The sequence below is a fragment of the Halomonas sp. DQ26W genome, from assembly GCF_003339685.1.
Classification (GTDB): domain Bacteria; phylum Pseudomonadota; class Gammaproteobacteria; order Pseudomonadales; family Halomonadaceae; genus Halomonas.
This window is the reverse complement of record NZ_QPKI01000020.1, coordinates 1-17,180: the sequence shown is the minus strand read 5'-3', so window position 1 is coordinate 17,180 and position 17,180 is coordinate 1. Positions and strand designations below refer to the sequence as shown.

At 61.5% G+C, this 17,180-nt stretch carries 15 protein-coding genes; 12 read left to right on the top strand and 3 right to left on the bottom strand.

Features of this window, described 5'->3' with window-relative positions:
- Nucleotides 1–41 precede the first annotated feature (41 nt).
- The 6 genes from flhB to DU490_RS11420 all read left to right on the top strand — a co-directional run bounded on the left by flhB (nt 42) and on the right by DU490_RS11420 (nt 7,307).
- Entirely contained in the window at nt 42–1,238 is a 1,197-nt protein-coding gene (gene flhB, locus DU490_RS11445; protein WP_114574422.1) for a flagellar biosynthesis protein FlhB, read from the top strand.
- Nucleotides 1,235–3,316 (top strand): flagellar biosynthesis protein FlhA, encoded by a 2,082-nt coding sequence (gene flhA, locus DU490_RS11440; RefSeq protein WP_114574421.1) that lies wholly within the window; start codon nt 1,235–1,237, stop codon nt 3,314–3,316. The genes flhB and flhA overlap by 4 nt, the downstream gene beginning before the upstream one ends.
- A 12-nt stretch (nt 3,317–3,328) precedes the next feature.
- The gene (flhF, locus tag DU490_RS11435; protein WP_114574473.1) at nt 3,329–5,521 is read left to right on the top strand and encodes a flagellar biosynthesis protein FlhF; all 2,193 of its coding nucleotides are present in this window, start codon (nt 3,329–3,331) and stop codon (nt 5,519–5,521) included.
- Nucleotides 5,522–5,743: 222 nt separating this feature from the next.
- Nucleotides 5,744–6,115: a hypothetical protein gene (locus DU490_RS11430; RefSeq protein WP_114574420.1), complete on the top strand. Its 372-nt coding sequence runs from the start codon at nt 5,744–5,746 to the stop codon at nt 6,113–6,115.
- 23 nt (nt 6,116–6,138) lie between these two features.
- Nucleotides 6,139–6,570 carry a flagellar protein FlhE gene (locus DU490_RS11425; RefSeq protein WP_181870024.1) on the top strand — a complete coding sequence of 144 codons (432 nt, stop codon included), beginning with the start codon at nt 6,139–6,141 and terminating at the stop codon, nt 6,568–6,570.
- A 29-nt stretch (nt 6,571–6,599) separates the two neighbouring features.
- Nucleotides 6,600–7,307: an RNA polymerase sigma factor FliA gene (locus DU490_RS11420; protein WP_114574418.1), complete on the top strand. Its 708-nt coding sequence runs from the start codon at nt 6,600–6,602 to the stop codon at nt 7,305–7,307.
- Nucleotides 7,308–7,335: 28 nt separating this feature from the next.
- Here the strand turns inward: DU490_RS11420 and DU490_RS11415 are convergent, their stop codons facing one another.
- Nucleotides 7,336–8,538 carry an EAL and HDOD domain-containing protein gene (locus tag DU490_RS11415; RefSeq protein ID WP_114574417.1) on the bottom strand — a complete coding sequence of 401 codons (1,203 nt, stop codon included), beginning with the start codon at nt 8,536–8,538 and terminating at the stop codon, nt 7,336–7,338.
- 277 nt (nt 8,539–8,815) lie between these two features.
- Between DU490_RS11415 and DU490_RS11410 the strand changes: the two genes are divergently transcribed.
- Genes DU490_RS11410 through DU490_RS11400 form a run of 3 tightly spaced genes read left to right on the top strand, consistent with a single transcriptional unit; the run spans nt 8,816 to nt 12,143 of the window.
- On the top strand, nt 8,816–9,649 hold the full coding sequence (locus DU490_RS11410; RefSeq protein ID WP_114574416.1) for a motility protein A: 834 nt from the start codon (nt 8,816–8,818) through the stop codon (nt 9,647–9,649).
- Nucleotides 9,642–10,313, top strand: coding sequence for an OmpA family protein (locus DU490_RS11405; RefSeq protein WP_114574415.1), 672 nt, complete (start codon nt 9,642–9,644; stop codon nt 10,311–10,313). Before DU490_RS11410 ends, DU490_RS11405 begins: the two co-directional genes overlap by 8 nt.
- A gap of 27 nt (nt 10,314–10,340) precedes the next feature.
- Nucleotides 10,341–12,143 (top strand): bifunctional diguanylate cyclase/phosphodiesterase, encoded by a 1,803-nt coding sequence (locus DU490_RS11400; protein ID WP_114574414.1) that lies wholly within the window; start codon nt 10,341–10,343, stop codon nt 12,141–12,143.
- Between the two features lie 20 nt (nt 12,144–12,163).
- On the opposite strand, the gene argF is transcribed toward DU490_RS11400, so the two are convergent.
- Nucleotides 12,164–13,084 carry an ornithine carbamoyltransferase gene (gene argF / locus DU490_RS11395; RefSeq protein WP_114574413.1) on the bottom strand — a complete coding sequence of 307 codons (921 nt, stop codon included), beginning with the start codon at nt 13,082–13,084 and terminating at the stop codon, nt 12,164–12,166.
- 158 nt (nt 13,085–13,242) lie between these two features.
- On the opposite strand from argF, the gene grxD reads away from it, so the two are divergent.
- On the top strand, nt 13,243–13,596 hold the full coding sequence (gene grxD, locus DU490_RS11390) for a Grx4 family monothiol glutaredoxin (protein WP_114574412.1): 354 nt from the start codon (nt 13,243–13,245) through the stop codon (nt 13,594–13,596).
- Between the two features lie 39 nt (nt 13,597–13,635).
- On the opposite strand, the gene rnt is transcribed toward grxD, so the two are convergent.
- Nucleotides 13,636–14,301 carry a ribonuclease T gene (gene rnt, locus DU490_RS11385; RefSeq protein WP_114574411.1) on the bottom strand — a complete coding sequence of 222 codons (666 nt, stop codon included), beginning with the start codon at nt 14,299–14,301 and terminating at the stop codon, nt 13,636–13,638.
- Between the two features lie 188 nt (nt 14,302–14,489).
- Here rnt and DU490_RS11380 point away from each other — a divergent pair, with 188 nt between their 5' ends.
- Both DU490_RS11380 and DU490_RS11375 read left to right on the top strand, forming a co-directional pair.
- The gene (locus tag DU490_RS11380) at nt 14,490–15,710 is read left to right on the top strand and encodes an argininosuccinate synthase (protein WP_114574410.1); all 1,221 of its coding nucleotides are present in this window, start codon (nt 14,490–14,492) and stop codon (nt 15,708–15,710) included.
- Between the two features lie 62 nt (nt 15,711–15,772).
- Nucleotides 15,773–16,072: an HlyU family transcriptional regulator gene (locus DU490_RS11375; RefSeq protein ID WP_114574409.1), complete on the top strand. Its 300-nt coding sequence runs from the start codon at nt 15,773–15,775 to the stop codon at nt 16,070–16,072.
- The last annotated feature ends 1,108 nt before the right edge of the window (nt 16,073–17,180 follow it).

The window sequence follows — 17,180 nt, the reverse complement described above, 5'->3', positions numbered from 1 at the left end:
CCCCCCACAATGGTCAGCGTGCACACGAATGTCCGGATGCCATGGCCGACCAGAGCAGTGATCAGGAAAAGACGGAAGAGGCCACGCCTCGACGACTCGAGAAGTCGCGTGAGGAGGGGCAGGTTGCCCGATCCCGCGAACTGACCACGTTCATGCTGCTGCTTGCCGGCGTAATTGGGATGTGGTCCATGGGTGCCATGCTCTATGACCAGTTGGGGCTGGTGATGGAGCAGGCTTTCCTCTTCGAGCGGCAGCAGGCCTTCGAGACGGGACCCATGCTGGTCAATGTGTTGAACCTTGGGCAGCGTACGCTGTGGACCATGCTGCCGCTGTTCCTGTTGCTGATGCTGGTTGCCCTGGTGGCACCGGCCATGCTGGGAGGTTGGTTGATCTCGGCCAAGTCGCTCAAGCCTCAACTATCGAAGCTGAACCTGTTCAAGGGCTTGAAACGGATGTTCGGCGTGCAGGCCCTGGTCGAGCTATTCAAGGCTATCGCCAAGTCGACGCTGATCGGCGGAGTAGGCATGGCATACCTATATTTCAATCGCGGCGAGTACCTCTCGCTGCTGGACCAGCCCACGACCCAGGCCCTGGCACGTGCCCTGATGATGGCCGCACAGGCGTGCGGCTTGATGGTATTGACGCTGCTGGTGGTCATCCTGATCGACGTGCCCTATCAGTTGTGGAGCCATGCCAAGAAGCTGCGCATGTCCAAGGAAGAGGTCAAGCGTGAGCACAAGGAGAGCGAGGGCGACCCTCACGTCAAGGCGCGAATTCGCTCCCAGCAGCAGGCGATGGCACGAGGTCGGATGATGAGCAAGGTGCCCGAGGCGGACGTCATCATCACCAACCCCACACACTATGCGGTGGCGTTGCAGTATGACGAGAAGCAGATGGGTGCCCCGCGAGTGGTGGCCAAGGGGGCCGACATGGTGGCTGCACGTATCCGGGAAGTGGGGCAGGAAGCCGGGGTGCCGCTGCTCGCGGCGCCACCGCTGGCGCGAGCCCTGTATCATCACGTGGATCTCGACCGGGAAATTCCGCTGGACCTGTATACCGCCGTGGCGGAGGTGCTGGCCTGGGCCTTCCGTCTCAAGCATGTGTCACACGAGGGAGGGGACGTGCCGCCAACGCCCGAGGATCTGCCCATTCCACCTGCGCTGGCCGTGCCCGGTGACGCCGACGAGGCAGATCGAAATGCACTACAGCACAATGCACCCACTGGGTGGCGCCGATGAAGTCGCTTAGCCATTTCATCGGACGTCGCGACTGGATGGGCGACGTCCGCATGAAACTGCTGGCCGGCCCGATCCTGATCCTCATGATCCTGGCCATGATGATCCTGCCGCTGCCGCCCTTTGCGCTGGACATGCTGTTCACCTTCAATATTGCGCTGGCGATCATGGTTCTGCTGGTCAGCATGTTTACCCAGAAGCCGCTGGATTTTGCCGCCTTTCCGGCGGTGCTGCTGTTCACCACCCTACTGCGACTATCGCTCAACGTGGCCTCTACCCGCGTCATCCTGATGGAGGGACACCAGGGTGGCGATTCGGCCGGCAAGGTGATCGAGGCCTTCGGCACTTTCCTGGTAGGGGGCAACTTCGCCGTCGGCCTGGTGGTATTCCTGATTCTGGTGATCATCAACTTCATGGTCATTACCAAGGGCGCCGGCCGTATCGCCGAGGTGGGTGCCCGCTTCATGCTCGACGCGATGCCGGGCAAGCAGATGGCCATCGATGCCGACCTCAACGCGGGGCTGATCGGCGAAGAGGATGCTCGCAAGCGGCGTGGCGAGGTCGCTCAGGAGGCGGACTTCTACGGCTCCATGGATGGTGCCAGCAAGTTCGTGCGCGGCGACGCCATGGCCGGCCTGGTGATCATGGTGGTCAACATCATCGGCGGGCTGCTGATCGGCATGCTTCAGCACGACATGGGCTTCGGCGATGCGGCCAGGACCTATACGCTGATGACCATCGGTGACGGCTTGGTGGCACAGATTCCTGCGCTGGTGATTTCCACTGCTGCCGGCGTTACCGTCTCCCGGGTCAACACCGAGGAGGACGTGGGCCAGCAGATGATCAGCCAGCTGTTCGTCAATCCCCAGGTGCTGATTCTGGCCGCCGTGGTGATGGGCCTGCTGGGCATGGTCCCGGGCATGCCCAACATGGTCTTCCTGCTCTTTACCGGCCTGTTGGCCGGCCTGGCCTGGATGCTGACCCGTCAGGCGGAGCAGCGCCTGGTCGAGCAGGAGATCAGTGCCGAGCCGCCACCGCCGCCTGAGGCCCCTGAGGCAAGCTGGGACGACGTGCAACTCGTCGATACCCTGGGGCTCGAAGTGGGGCACAGGTTGATCCCGCTGGTCGATCAACGTCAGGCGGGTGAACTGTTGGGTCGCATCAAGAGTGTGCGCAAGAAGTTTGCACAGGAGGTTGGATTCCTGCCGGCGGTGGTGCATATCCGCGACAACCTGGAGCTGGGTGCCAACACCTATTTGATCACCCTCAAAGGTGCCGAGATAGGCCGTGCCGAGGCGTTCCCGGGGCAGTGGCTGGCCATCGACCCCGGTCAGGTGACAGGACAACTGCAAGGGACACCCACTGAGGATCCGGCATTCGGCTTGCCCGCGGTCTGGATCGACTCCAGTCAACGTGAGCATGCTCAGGTCTATGGGTATACGGTAGTGGATGCGGGCACCGTGGTGGCGACGCATCTCAATCACGTCCTGCATCGTCACGCTGCCGAGATGCTGGGACGCCAGGAAGTTCAGAAGCTGCTCGACAAGCTGGGCGAGGAGCAGAAGTCCCTGGTCGAGGATGTGGTGCCCAAGGCGATCAACCTGACTACGCTGCAGCGCATCCTGCAAAACCTGCTGGAAGAGGATGTATCGATTCGCGACATGCGTACCATACTCGATACGCTGGCGGAGTATGCCCCCCAGCAGCAGGATGCCAATGAACTGACAGCCCTGGTGCGAATCGCCCTGGGCAGGTCGATCACCCAGCAGTGGTTCCCTGGCCAGGATACACTCAATGTGATTGGTCTGGAGGCACAGCTGGAGCAGGTACTGATGCAGGCAATGAACGGCAACGGCGCCCTGGAGCCGGGACTGGCCGAGACATTGATGAGTCAGGCTGAACAGGCATTGACCCAGCATGAAGCGAGCGGAGAGCCACCCGTCATGGTGGTTCAACACAGCCTGCGCCCGTTACTCTCCCGTTTCCTGCGCCGCAGGTTGCGTCATCTCGTGGTCATGTCACAGGCGGAGATTCCCGATGATAGGACACTGCGCGTCACGACGCTGCTGGGAGGTCGATAAGCGATGAGTGTCATGCGTTTTACAGCCGTCAACAGCCGCGATGCCATGCGCCAGGTACGCGAGGCGTTAGGCGACGAGGCCCTCATTCTGGCCAACCGGCGGGTCGACGATGGCGTCGAAATTCTGGCCATGGCCGAGTCGGCAGCTCCCGGAGGTAGCGATGCTCCCGAAAGCCGTGAGCGCGCACCGGCTGCGGCGTCACCGGCTTCCGCTGCGCAGCCGGCTGCCGCTAGTGCCTTCGAGGCCATGAGCACAAAGCTGCTCGATGAGATGCGCGACATGCGTGCACTGCTGTCCCGCGAGCAGGGGCCGCAGGAAGTGGCCACCGGCCTTCGCGAACAGCTGTTGCAGATATTGCGGGAAGCGGGGTTCGGTTGGGAGCTGGCCGGCGAGGTGGTTTCGGCATTGCCGGAAGAGCTGGCCGGTCATGGCGTGGATGATCGCGCCATGAGCTGGTTGCATCGCCAATTGGTGAAGCGTCTGGAGGGGCTCGACGACGAGGCCGCGTTCCTGGATCGTGCCGGCATCGTAGCCTTGGTCGGTCCGACGGGAATCGGCAAGACCACCACCACGGCCAAGCTGACCGCGCGCTATGTGATGCGCCATGGTACTCGCCCGGTTGCCTTGGTGACCACCGACAGTTTTCGTATCGGTGCCCATGAACAATTGCGTATCTATTCACGCCTGCTCGATGTCCCCATGTATGCGCTGAATGCCGATCAGCCGGTCTCCGATCTGCTTGCACGCATGCGCGGCAAGTCCTGGGTGATCATCGATACGGTAGGCATGAGCCAGCGTGACCATCGGGTCATCGAACAGGTGGCTCATCTGCGTGGCGGTGACGCTCCGGTGAAGCTGGTACTGCTGCTCAATGCCGCCAGCCAGCCCGAGACACTGGAAGAGGTTGTCATGCGTTATCGCCAGGCGGCCCAGGCGGCGGGCGCCGAACTCGGCGACTGCATCATCACCAAGCAGGATGAGGCCGGCCGCCTGGCGCCGGTACTGGATATTGTCATGCGCCATGGCCTGCGCCTGCTGTTCGTCTCCCATGGGCAGCGTGTACCGGAGGATATGTCGGTGGCCGACGTGCCGGCCCTGGTCGAACAGGCGCTGGAGTCCCGAGTCGCTTTGCCGGCATCGACGGCTCGCCAGGGGGCAACGGAATCAGCGTCTCGCTCCCAGAGCCTGCTGGGGCAGGGGCGCAGGCTCTCCAGCACGCTGCAGAACCTGCGACAACGGTTGGCCGGGTTCGGGCAACTGGAGGCGGTGTGGGACCTGCTTGGCTTGCCGGAGTCCGTTCAGCAGCGGCGGTTGGAAGCGCTCCTGGCAACCTACCCGACTGATGGACAGGCGATCGGCATGCTGTGGGGCGAGCGCCGTCGCGTCAAGGGTGAGCATTGGTCGATGCCGGACGTCGCCCTCGACCCGGAGGGTGTCTGGTTGGCATTACCGCTGCTGCAGCACCGTCAGGTCCCTGGGCAGCAAGCGCGGTTGGAAGAGGCGCTTCACCGTCACTCGGTTAGCGTGCACCTGTTCACCGGCCTGCCCGATGGCGAGGCCGCAGGCTGGCTCGAGCAACAGGCTCTGACCTGGTGCAGCCAGGTGCGTGGCAGCCAGCGTGTCGAACATGTCGGCGAACGTCAGCCGTTGTCGGCGCTGGGCGAGTCGGCCGAGCCGTTGGGGGACGTGAGCTGTCGCTTCCGTGGGGCGCCAGGGCGCATGATCCTCTCAAGCCTGCCGGTGACGGTGACCCTGAAGGCCGGCAAAAGCGTGACCCAGACGATTTCGGCGCGAGCCTGGCTTGGCGAGGTACGGGATGCGGAAAGCGGTCGCGTCCAGGCGAAGCGCTACTGGATATCGCCGGCACGGCTGGGGCACGACCTGCAAGCGTTGCTGCTGGCGCAACTGCAGGGAGATGCTCTACCTCAGCTGACCCGGCGAGCCTGGCAGCGACTGGCGCCTGCGGAACTGGGCGAGGTACGGCCCGACATGCGCCTTTTGATGGCAAGCGGATTGGCTACGGTAGCGGCGCATCTGGACCTGGCCGACGACGAGGCGGCCATGGATCTGCGAGCCGAGATGCTGGGTCTGGCCGGAGGACGGCAGCGTCGCCGCGACGTGGCACTGCTGGAATCGCTGGTTCAATTGTTCATGGTACGTGATGCCATTCGGCATCTGGGTCTTGGTGAAAGGGAGGCGGGCTAGATGGGTATGGATCAGGCTGCCGGGCTGCGCAAATGGGCGACTACAGCCCCAAGGCCGCCCCAGGAGACGTGCCCTGATCATGTCGCCGAGATGCTGGTGACGATGGACGGAATGCCGTCGTCTGTTGCTCAATCTGCCCCTGGCCGTCCGGAACGGCCTTCCGTTGGCAGTGCGGCGATGGAGGTGCGTCCAGCACGCCGTCCATCAGATGAGACAACATTGATGGTTTTGGGACTTCCCGGCAACGGATCACGCCACACCGGCAGGGTGACCGAGCTCTTCGAATACTGGGCCGACCAGGGTCGCGGGTGGGTCGGCAACCCCCATGCCTGGCGTGTAGTAGCACTGCCTGTCGGCAGTCCGCACCTGCCGGTACTGGCAAGCGAACAGGCGCGATGGGCGCTATGGGTGGATGCCGATCCGGAGGCTTTCCGTCGTGCCTATCGGGTGCTCAAGCAGGTGGCCGAGCGGGGAGGGCCGCAGCGGTTGGTCCTGGTGCATCCGCCGAGCGTGGGGCGACAGGGGCTACTGAGCAACCTTCGCCATGCTGCGGCGAGCTACCTGGGAATCGAACTACTGGTGTTGGCGAGATGAGGCGACTCCTATCGTGGAAGAGCTTGCTGACAGGACTGGGGGTTGCTCTCCTTGCCACTCTGGCACAGGCATCCGGCAGTTGGGTGGCCACTGCGCCGCCGGTGCAAGTGGTCATGCCGGACCGCCCGGTTCAGTCTGCAGACATGATGCCGCCCACGGCAGAACTGGCGCAGGGGCAAGTGATGGGGCGGGTCAGCTGGCAATTCCAGCCCCCGGCAGGGAGCGAGGTTAATGCCTGGCTATGCCACACCGGGGGCTGTGTGGCTCTGTCAGGGCCGCGCGGCTATACCGAGGCATTGACCGGCATAGCGGCGGACTCGGTGCTTTACTTCCAGTTTGCCCTGCAGGATCGCCAGCAGCGTGCCATGACACTGCGGGGGCTTCAGGTCATCGTGAACCATCATGGATCGACCTTGAATCCAACGAGACCCGTCGAGCGAATCAGAACCCTTTGAATTGGGCTGGCAGCCACGAGAGCATGAGTATGTACACAGCACGAGGCAAGATCGACCAGGGGGACATGCTGGCGGAACATTATCCGCTGGTGCGACGTCTGGCGCTCTCCCTGCAGGTGCGTCTTCCGGCAAGCATCGAGCTGGACGACTTGATTCAGGCCGGTACGGTCGGACTTCTCGAAGCCATGGGACGTTTCGACTCCTCGCAGGGTGCCAGTTTTGCCACCTTTGCCAGTCAGCGCATACGTGGCGCCATGCTCGATGAACTGCGTAGCCGTGACTGGCTGCCGCGCAGCGTACGGCGCAATGCCCGGGCGGTCGATGAGACCGTCAGACGGCTCGAACAGCACCTTGGCCGGCCAGCCGAGGAGACGGAAATAGCTGCCGAACTGGACATGGACCTGGTGACGTATCGCCAGTTGCTGAACGATACCAACAGCGGCCATTTGCTGCCGTTCGAGGCACTACTCGTGGAGGGCATTGAGCCCGGCGTCGCAGACGCCGCTGCTGACATACCTTACAAGCAACTGATCGATGAGCAGAAGCGGCAGCAGCTTGTAGAGGGAATCGAGGCATTGCCGGAACGGGAAAAACTGTTGATGGCGCTCTACTACCAGGAAGAGCTGAACCTCAAGGAGATCGGTGTGGTGATGGGGGTGACCGAGTCCCGGGTCTGTCAGCTCCACAGTCAGGCGGTCAGCCGGCTTCGCAGCCGGCTGACCGAACAGCAAGAATAGCCTGTCAGTTGATCCTCAAGGCATCGTCTCAAAGATTGTTCATCAGGGCGCGGGCACTGGCCAGGGCCGACATGTAGCAGCGTTGCAGCCGGTCCGCGGGCATACCGTTGATCGAGTCCTCGATCTGACGCTCATGATTCTCGCAGAGCGTCAGCACGGCACCAAGGGGGCCGGAGCGATCCTTCACGGCACGAATAATGAGTGGGTTGAGGGGCAACTTCGCGAACAGGGTGTCGCGGTCTTCCTCGAGTAGGGCATCCATCATCGAGAACAATCCGGTGGTGAAAGCATCCTCGGTGTCCAGGCCGGCGAAGGGAACCGACAGATTACGGCACATGAAGGCGCGGATTAGGGCCATGCGCAGTATGATTCTGGACGACGGCTGCAGGCTCCCCAGCGTGAGGGTGAGGATCAGGCGGCGCAATTCGATCAGGCCGAGCACCTGCATCGCCCGGCGCAGGTCGATTTCGCTGCCGCTACGGTTGTAATAGACCGAATTCGCGCGGCGCAGCACGGCCACATGCAGGTGGGGGATCTGCACCACAAGTTCCTGGAGACGATCAACGTCGCTGTCGTCTTCGTAAAGTGCGCGAATCAGGCGTATCTGGGCGGCTCGATTGCCGTGTCGTCCCCGCAGTGGGGAGGCGATGAAGCTGGGGTTTGCCAGGTAGCGCCCGTTATAGTAGCTGCAGCCGATCTCGCGATAGCGCTCGAGTTCTTCTCGCTGCTCGATATTCTCCACCAGCAGCTTGATATCGTGGGCGGGTAGCCGTTCGAGGATTTCGGCATCGAGTTCATCGGGTGCGGTCATCCGGATGATGTCGGTTCTGGGTAGTATTGCCTCGAGATGCGACTTGAGCAGGTTGGCGGGGAGGATGATGCGATAGCCACGCTCTCGGATGTCGTCCAGGCGAGCCAGCAACCCGTCGTCGACCTCCGGCATGTCGGCGATGCCGATGGCCAGTCGGGAGGCCGGCGTGGGAAGGAGTTCGGGATGGTCGAGCCACACCATCGGCAGGTCGATGAATAACGTACGTTCGCCGAGCAGGCCGCAATCGCCGAGCTCGTAGACTGCGCTAGTCAGTGCCCTGGCAGTGGCGACCATGATGTCGTCGGTTTCGGACACGCCGCTTGACCGATAGACCAGGCGGTCCGCCACATGGGCGTGGTCCGCGTCGTGAATCGGATGAAGGGCGATGGTACAAGGATACAAATTGGCTTGCTCTGGCATGCTGCTGGGCTCCCTGCTGAGCGACACCGCACTCAGAAAATATTCATGATTCGATGCGTTGCGCGTATTCGCCTGATCGAGACTCCTGGTATCTCGCTAGATTGCCTGTAACAAGGCGTAAAGGCCAGACTTCAGGACGTTGGCTAGACGCGCCAGGTTGGGGTTGGCATAGGAAGTCCAGGATTCCTCCTTGTCGGCTTCTTGTCAGGTGTACCTCAAGTTTTGACACTGTCTGCCGATTGATGTCCTAGACTCGATGCCCCTACCAGGAGCCTGCATGAACCCTTCAACGATCATCGGCATGTTCGCCAGTATCATTCTGCTGGTCAGCGTGCTGTTTTTTACGGCCGAGTCGCCGCAGAGCTTCATGAATTTGCCTGGGCTTGCCATCGTATTGGCTGGCACCATGGCGGCCACGTTCATCAGCTATCCGCTGAAAGAGGTCCTCAGGGTCGTACGCCTGGTCGGGCTGGTGTTTCGCCGCGAAAATACCTATACCCGAGACGATATCAAGGAACTGGTCGATATCTCGCGGCTGTGGCTCAAGGGCGATGTCCGGGCCGTCGAGGAGGCCCTGGAGACGGCACGCAATCCTTTCCTGCGCACCGGCATACAGCTGGTGATCGCCAATACCAAGGAGGACGAGATCTTCGACCTCCTGCGCTGGCGCATCGCTCGCCTCAAGGCCCGTGAGCATGCCGAGGCGCAGATATTTCGCACCATGGCCACTTATGCACCGGCCTTCGGCATGATCGGTACGCTGGTGGGGCTAGTCAACATGCTGGAAGTCATGGAAGCCGGTGACCTTCACGTTATCGGACCGCGCATGGCAGTAGCGCTGCTGACGACCTTCTACGGCATCCTGCTGGCCAACCTCATCTTCAAGCCCATTGCGGTGAAGCTCGAGCGACGCACCGAGGAGCGTCTCATCGCCATGAACATGGTGCTCGAAGGAATCTCGCTGATCACCAAGCGGCGTTTGCCTTCCTTCATCGAGGAAACCCTCAACTCCTTCGTCGCCAACTACCATGACGAGATTCGCGATAACGTGAAACAGCGCACGCCTGCGGCGGGCAAGGGGTCGTCAGAAGGGAAGGGGCAGAATGCTTGATCGGAATTTGCGAGACATGCTTACCCCCATGGCGGTTGATGGCGACGGCGATAGCTGGCTGATGAGCTATCTCGATGTACTCACGCTGCTTATCACGCTGTTCGTGCTGCTGCTCTCGCTGTCCGGCAACGGCCTGGCTTCCCAAGGTGCTCGTCATGGCGGGGAATCCGCGTCGTTTATCTCGCCCCAGGCAGTGGCTGCGGCCAATATGGTGGCTTCGTCGGGGCTCCGGCCGCGTCACGATGGTTTACAGCCGCGCTTCTCCGGGCTCGACATCGAAGGGGTGAGTGTGGACCAGGGACAGCAAGGCATCACCCTGCGTATCGATGACAACCTTCTGTTCGACAGCGGCCAGGCCTCCCTTACCGGACAGGGTCGCGAGGTGTTGAGTCGCCTGCGTGATATCCTCGGAAACTTCGAGGGGGATGTCTCGGTGGAAGGGCACACCGACAGTATTCCCATCGCCACGGCCCAATTCCCTTCCAACTGGGAGCTCTCTTCTGCGCGAGCCATTGCCGTGTTGCGTTACCTTTCCGAACTGGATGTGTCGACCGAGAGGTTGCGTGCAGTGGGATACGCCGAGACGCGCCCGCTGAAAAGCAATGAAACCGCCGAGGGTCGCGCCGCCAACCGCCGCGTTGAACTTTTGCTGCACAAGGGCTAGGCCAAGCGAGAGGAGGCTCTACTACTTATGCTCGGATGGATGATCGCTGGGCTATTGGGGCTGCTCTTGGCCCATACCCTCCGAGAGCTGCGCCAGAAGAGGCAGGTTTTGCAGCGGCTCAATGAGTCACTCCAGGCGGAGCTTGATATCGCAGCACTGGTCTTCGATACGCACATGGGCATGTTCATTACCGACGCCAGCGGTGCCATCCGCAAGGTGAATGCCACCTTCGAACGCATCACTGGTTACAGCGCCGATGAGGTGCTGGGCGAGAATCCGCGCATCCTCAATTCGGGACGCCACGACGCCGATTTCTACCGCCAGATGTGGGACAGCATCCATAAGAACGGTAGCTGGCATGGCGAAGTTTGGAATCGCCGCAAGAATGGCGAAACCTATCCTCAGTGGGTCACCATCAGTGCCGTCAAAAACGACTCTGGCCAGCCCAGTCACTACGTGGCGACGTTGAGCGACATCTCGTTGCATCGTGCAGCCGAGCAGGAAGTTCATCGCCTGGCATTCTTCGACCCACTGACTGGTCTGCCCAACCGACGCATGCTGCTCGACCGAGTGAGCTGCAACATGACAGTCAGCGCGAGCCAACAACAGCGTGACGCCCTGCTGTTCATTGACCTGGATGGTTTCAAACACATCAACGATAGTCTCGGCCACCAGGCGGGCGATGAATTGCTAAGACTCATGGCCAGCCGCATCGGCGAAGTCAGTAGTGAATCGGACTTGGTGGCGCGGCTGGGAGGTGATGAATTCGTGATTCTGGCCGAAGGGCTGGGAAGTTCGATCGAGGCCACCTCCCAGCGTGTGGAACGGCTGGCCACCAAGCTTCTCACCTTGCTTGCCGAACCCTTTACGCTGAATGGGCGCCGACATCAGCTGTCAGGTAGTATCGGCATAACCTTGCTGTTGGACGGTGCCGAAAATGCCGAAGAGTGCCTGCAGCAGGCCGAAATGGCGATGTATCAGGCCAAGCAGGCGGGTCGCAACACCTGGCGCTTTTTCGATCCCACCATGCAGGCGGTGGCAGCTCGGTGTGCGATGATGGAAAACGAATTGCGCCAGGCGCAACGGCGTGAAGAGTTGCAGCTCTACTATCAGATCCAGGTCGAACAGCAAGGTAGGGTGACAGGCGTCGAGGCACTACTGCGTTGGCATCACCCGGAATTCGGTATGGTTTCACCGTGCGAATTCATTCCCATCGCCGAGGAAAGCGATCTTATCGTTTCGATTGGTGATTGGGTGCTGGAGACGGCCTGTTATCAGCTTGCCGCGTGGGCTGACGAGCCGGGGAAGGTCGGCTTGAGCATGGCCGTCAATATCAGCCCGCTGCAGTTCCAGCAGCCGGATTTCGTCTCGCGGCTTGAAGCGATACTCGCGGCAACCGGTGCCTGCCCCGAGCGGCTCAAGCTTGAGCTGACCGAAAATCTCTTCATGGAGAAACCGGATGCTGTGCGTGACGCCATGCAGCGCATCAAGGCGCTGGGCGTGCGCTTTTCACTCGACGACTTCGGTACGGGTTACTCTTCGCTCAGTTATCTCAACCGCTTGCCCCTCGATCAGTTGAAGATCGACAAGTCTTTCGTGCAGACGCTGTTCGAGGATAGGGCGAATACGGTAATTTGTGCTTCCATCATTGACCTGGGGCGTAATCTGGGTCTGGACGTCATTGCAGAAGGTGTGGAGACCCAGGCGCACCGTGACTGGCTGGTCCGGCAGGGTTGTCACGCTTTCCAGGGCTACCTGTTCAGTCGTCCCCTGCCACTGTGCCAATTGGCTGAGATGCTGAAGGAGTCGCCCTGCACCACCGAGAGGTGAGTCCCGGCGGTGGTAGTCGCTCAGTAATCCACTTGTCCGAGCAGCAGGAACTCGATCAAGGCCTTCTGGGCATGCAGGCGGTTGCCGGCTTCCTGCCACACCACGCTGCGGGCATCATCGAGCAGTGTCTTGCTGATCTCCTCACCCCGGTGTGCCGGCAGGCAGTGAAGGAAAAGCGCGTCGGGCCTGGCGCGGTCGAGCAGGGCCTCGCTGACTTGATAACCGGCGAAAGCCGCTTCGCGCTTGGCCTGTTCCTCTTCCTGACCCATGGAGGCCCAGACGTCAGTGGTGACGAGGTCGGCACCGGTTACGGCCTGCTGCGGGTCGTGGAGAATCATGACGCGATCGCCGGCGGCATCGAGAATGTCCTGGCGTGGTTCATAGCCCTCGGGGCAGCAGATGCGCAGCTGAAAATCGAATTGCCGTGCGGCGTTTATCCAGGAGTGGCACATATTGTTGCCATCACCGACCCAAACGGCGGTGCGCCCCTTGACACTGCCGCGTAGTTCGGTCCAGGTCATTACGTCGGCAAGCAGCTGGCATGGATGGTAGTCGTCGGAGAGCGCATTGATCACTGGTATCGAACTGGCGGCGGCATATGTCTCGAGGCCGGCATGCGAAAAAGTGCGAATCATGACGATGTCGACCATCTCGGCCAGAACCCTTGCGGTATCCTCGATCGGCTCGCCCCGGCCAAGCTGGGTATCGCGCGGAGAGAGAAACAGCGCATGTCCGCCGAACTGAGCCATGGCAGTCTCGAAGGAGACGCGAGTGCGCGTCGATGACTTCTCGAAAATCATCGCCATTGTGTGGTTGGTGAAGGGCGAATAGCTCGGCCCCTGGGCACGCAGGCGGTTCTTGATCGTGATGGCGCGTTGGATCAGGTAGTGGAGCTCTTCCGGGCTCAGGTCCAGCAGGGTCAGGAAATGGCGTGTCGCCATGGCGATCTCTCCGCGCGAAAAAACCCCCATCCTATCCAGCCCGCAGGGGATGCGCAATGCGCTCGTCATCAGTAGAATGACGACCATGAGTAAAAGCTGAGCGTCGTTGTCGGGTATTCGTCGGCGCCGTCAGTCCCATTGACCCAACAGGAGTGCACATGAGCACCACTCTCGAGAACATACAGCGCCAGATCAGCGAAAACCCTATCCTGATCTACATGAAGGGCACCCCCCAGTTGCCGCAGTGTGGCTTCTCTGCCCAGACCGTCCAGGCCCTGATGGCCTGTGGCGAGCGTTTTGCCTTCGTCAATATCCTCGACAATCCGGATATCCGCAGCGAACTGCCGAAATACGCCAGTTGGCCGACTTTCCCCCAGTTGTGGGTCGAAGGTGAACTGGTCGGCGGTTGCGACATCGTCGGTGAAATGCACCAGAACGGCGAGTTGGAGACCCTGATCAAGGCCGCGGCGGCACGTGCCAACGCGCAGGAGGAGCAGGGCGATAACGCCTGATCTTCTGCATTCGATTACCCGACGCGGGAACTGGGGCAACTAAAACTCCTCTAGCCCCTGCTCCCGCTGTGCCAGGGCCCAGCCGCCGAGATCCTTGTAGCGATTGACGATGGCGCAGAATAGTTCGGCGGTACGCTCGGTGTCGTAGCGTGCCGAGTGGGCTTCTTGGTTATCGAAGGCGATGCCCGCGGCGCGACATGCTCTGGCGAGTACCGTTTGCCCGTAGACGAGACCCGACAGGGTCGCGGTATCGAAGCTCGAGAAGGGGTGGAACGGGTTTCGCTTGATGCCGCAGCGTGCGACGGCAGAATTGAGAAACCCGTGATCGAAGGCGGCATTGTGACCCACTAGAACGGCTCGAGTGCAGCCAAGTGACTTGATCGACTTGCGCACCGACCTGAAGATTTCTCCCAAGGCTTCGGGTTCACTGAGCGCGATACGCTGGCGCAGCGGATCATCGAGCTTGATGCCGGTAAAATCGAGTGCCGACTGCTCCACGTTGGCGCCGGTAAAGGGTTGCACGTGATACGCATAGGTGGCATCTGGAATCAGGTTGCCCTCCGGGTCCATGGTCAGTGTCACCGCGGCGATCTCGAGGATTGCGTCACGTTCGGCATTGAAGCCACCGGTTTCCATATCCACGACGACGGGCAGGAAGCTCCGGAATCGCTGGGCCATCAGTTCGCGGGCGATCGCTTCACTCATGCACCACTCCTTATCGTGAGCATCGTGTTCCTTATTGGTTGGCTCGGGAGAAGTCGGGGGCCAGACCCCCCCACCGAATCCGCGAAAGTCTAGCAGTTTGACGTCCGCACGTCCCGCCGCCGGTATTCGTCAGGCGGCTGTCACGCTATACTTGACTGCTTATGACGCTTACCAGAAAGGAGCCCCGAATGTCCGATGTCAAGAAGGTCGTGCTCGCCTACTCCGGCGGCCTGGATACATCCGTCATCGTCAAGTGGTTGCAGGAAACCTACAGCTGCGAGGTCGTGACCTTTACCGCCGACATCGGTCAGGGCGAGGAAGTCGAGCCGGCACGCACCAAGGCTGAGGCCCTGGGCGTCAAGGAGATCTACATCGAGGACCTGCGCGAGGAGTTCGTGCGTGACTACGTCTACCCGATGTTCCGAGCCAACACTATCTACGAGGGTGAGTACCTGCTGGGCACCTCTATCGCTCGCCCACTGATCGCCCGGCGTCTGATCGAGATCGCCAACGAGACCGGCGCCGACGCCATCTCCCATGGCGCCACCGGCAAGGGTAACGACCAGGTGCGTTTCGAGCTGGGCGCCTACGCGCTCAAGCCCGGTGTCAAGGTCATCGCTCCCTGGCGCGAGTGGGATCTCACGTCCCGTGAAAAACTGATGAATTACTGCGAGCAGCACGACATCCCGGTCGACTTCTCCAAGAGCAAAAAGAAGTCGCCCTACTCCATGGATGCCAACCTGCTGCATATCTCCTATGAGGGTGGCATCCTCGAGGACCCCTGGGCCGAGGCCGAGGAGGACATGTGGCGCTGGAGCGTTTCGCCCGAGGCTGCGCCGGATACACCCACCTACGTCGAGCTGACTTACGAGAAGGGCGACATCGTCGCTCTCGACGGCAAGGCGATGAAGCCCCACGAAGTGCTCGAGACACTCAACAAACTGGGTGGCGCCAACGGCATCGGCCGTCTCGATATCGTCGAGAACCGCTACGTGGGCATGAAGTCCCGTGGCTGCTACGAGACGCCGGGTGGCACCATCATGCTCAAGGGCCACCGTGCCATTGAGTCGATCACCCTGGATCGCGAAGAAGCTCACCTCAAGGATGAGCTGATGCCCAAGTATGCCAAGGTGATCTACAACGGCTACTGGTGGAGCCCGGAACGGCGCATGCTCCAGGCCGCCATCGACGAGACCCAGAAGAACGTCTCCGGCGTGGTCCGCATCAAGCTCTACAAGGGCAGCGCCAGCGTGGTCGGGCGCAAGTCGGAGCAATCGCTGTTCGACGAATCCATCGCCACCTTCGAGGACGATGCCGGCGCCTACGATCAGAAGGATGCCGAGGGCTTCATCAAGCTCAACGCCCTGCGCCTGCGTATTGCTGCCGGCAAGGGGCGCCAGCAGGACTGATCCCTGGCGAGTCTCCCTCCGTGCAGGAGGGGGGCTATGCTTCGCGAGCGCAGGAGAGACCCATGCTGAAGAAACTGTTCTCCGGCCTGTTCGGTTCCGGTGATGACACCCCGAAAAACGCACCGGCTGCCGAGGCCGTCGAGTACAAGGGCTACCAGATCATTTCCGAGCCGGCCGACCAGGGTGGCCAGTTCCGCGTCAGCGGCTGGATCCGCAAGCCGGGCGCTGACGGCGATATGCTTGAGCATCGCTTCGAGCGCTCCGACATGGTTCCCGGGCGCGAGGCCTGTGATCAGTTGATGGTCAGCAAGGCCCAGCGCTATATCGATCAGGTCGGCGACGAGATGTTCAAGCGGGGCTGATACGCTCTTGCCATCAGGCTTGTCTATCGGAGCCCTCATCCATTCCTGATGACGCATAAGACTCAGCAGGCGCCTGGTGGAGGCCGGCGCGTTGGCGGTGATCGTTGGCGTTGGCAACCCCGCCGGGAGGCCTGCGGCCTCCAGTCGTGATCTGAAGATACTCCAACAGGGTGGTAGTCGCCTGTTATGGCAGGAAAAAGCAGCTGTAGGAGCGCTGCTCCGCATCGCGACTGGCGCCGCCAGGCGCCGCCAGGCGCCTTGGCGGAGGCCACGGCGTTGGCGATGGTCGCCGGCATTGGCAACCCCGCCGGGAGGCCTGCGGCCTCCAGTCGTGAGCTGAAGATGCTCCTACAAAATGGCGTGGCACCGTCGGTAGAAAGAATCATTGTTGGAGCGCTGCTCCGCATCGCGACTGGCGCCGCCAGGCGCCTTGGCGGAGGCCACAGCGTTGGCGATGGTCGCTGGCACGGGCAACACCGCCGGGAGGCCTGCGGCCTCCAGTCGTGATCTGAAGATACTCCAACAACGACGTGGCACTGTCGGTAGAAAGAATCATTGTTGGAGCGCTGGTTCCCATCGCGATTGGCGCCGATAGGCGCCTTGGCGGAGGCTGAAACGCCGGTGATGGCCGCGAACGTTGGCAACACCGCCGGGAGGCCTGCGGCCTCCAGTCGTGATCTAAAGATACTCCAACAGGGTGGTAGTCGCCTGTTATGGCAGGAAAAAGCAGCTGTAGGAGCGCTGCTCCGCATCGCGACTGGCGCCGCCAGGCGCCTTGGCGGAGGCTGAAACGCCGGTGATGGCCGCGAACGTTGGCAACCCCGCCGGGAGGCCTGCGGCCTCCAGTCGTGATCTAAAGATTCTCCTACAGGGTGGTAGTCGCCTGTTATGGCAGGAAAAAGCAGCTGTAGGAGCGCCGCTCCGCATCGCGACTGGCGCCGCCAGGCGCCTTGGCGGAGGCCACGGCGTTGGCGATGGTCGCCGGCATTGGCAACACCGCCGGGAGGCCTGCGGCCTCCAGTCGTGATCTAAAGATACTCCAACAGGGTGGTAGTCGCCTGTTATGGCAGGAAAAAGCAGCTGTAGGAGCGCTGCTCCGCATCGCGAC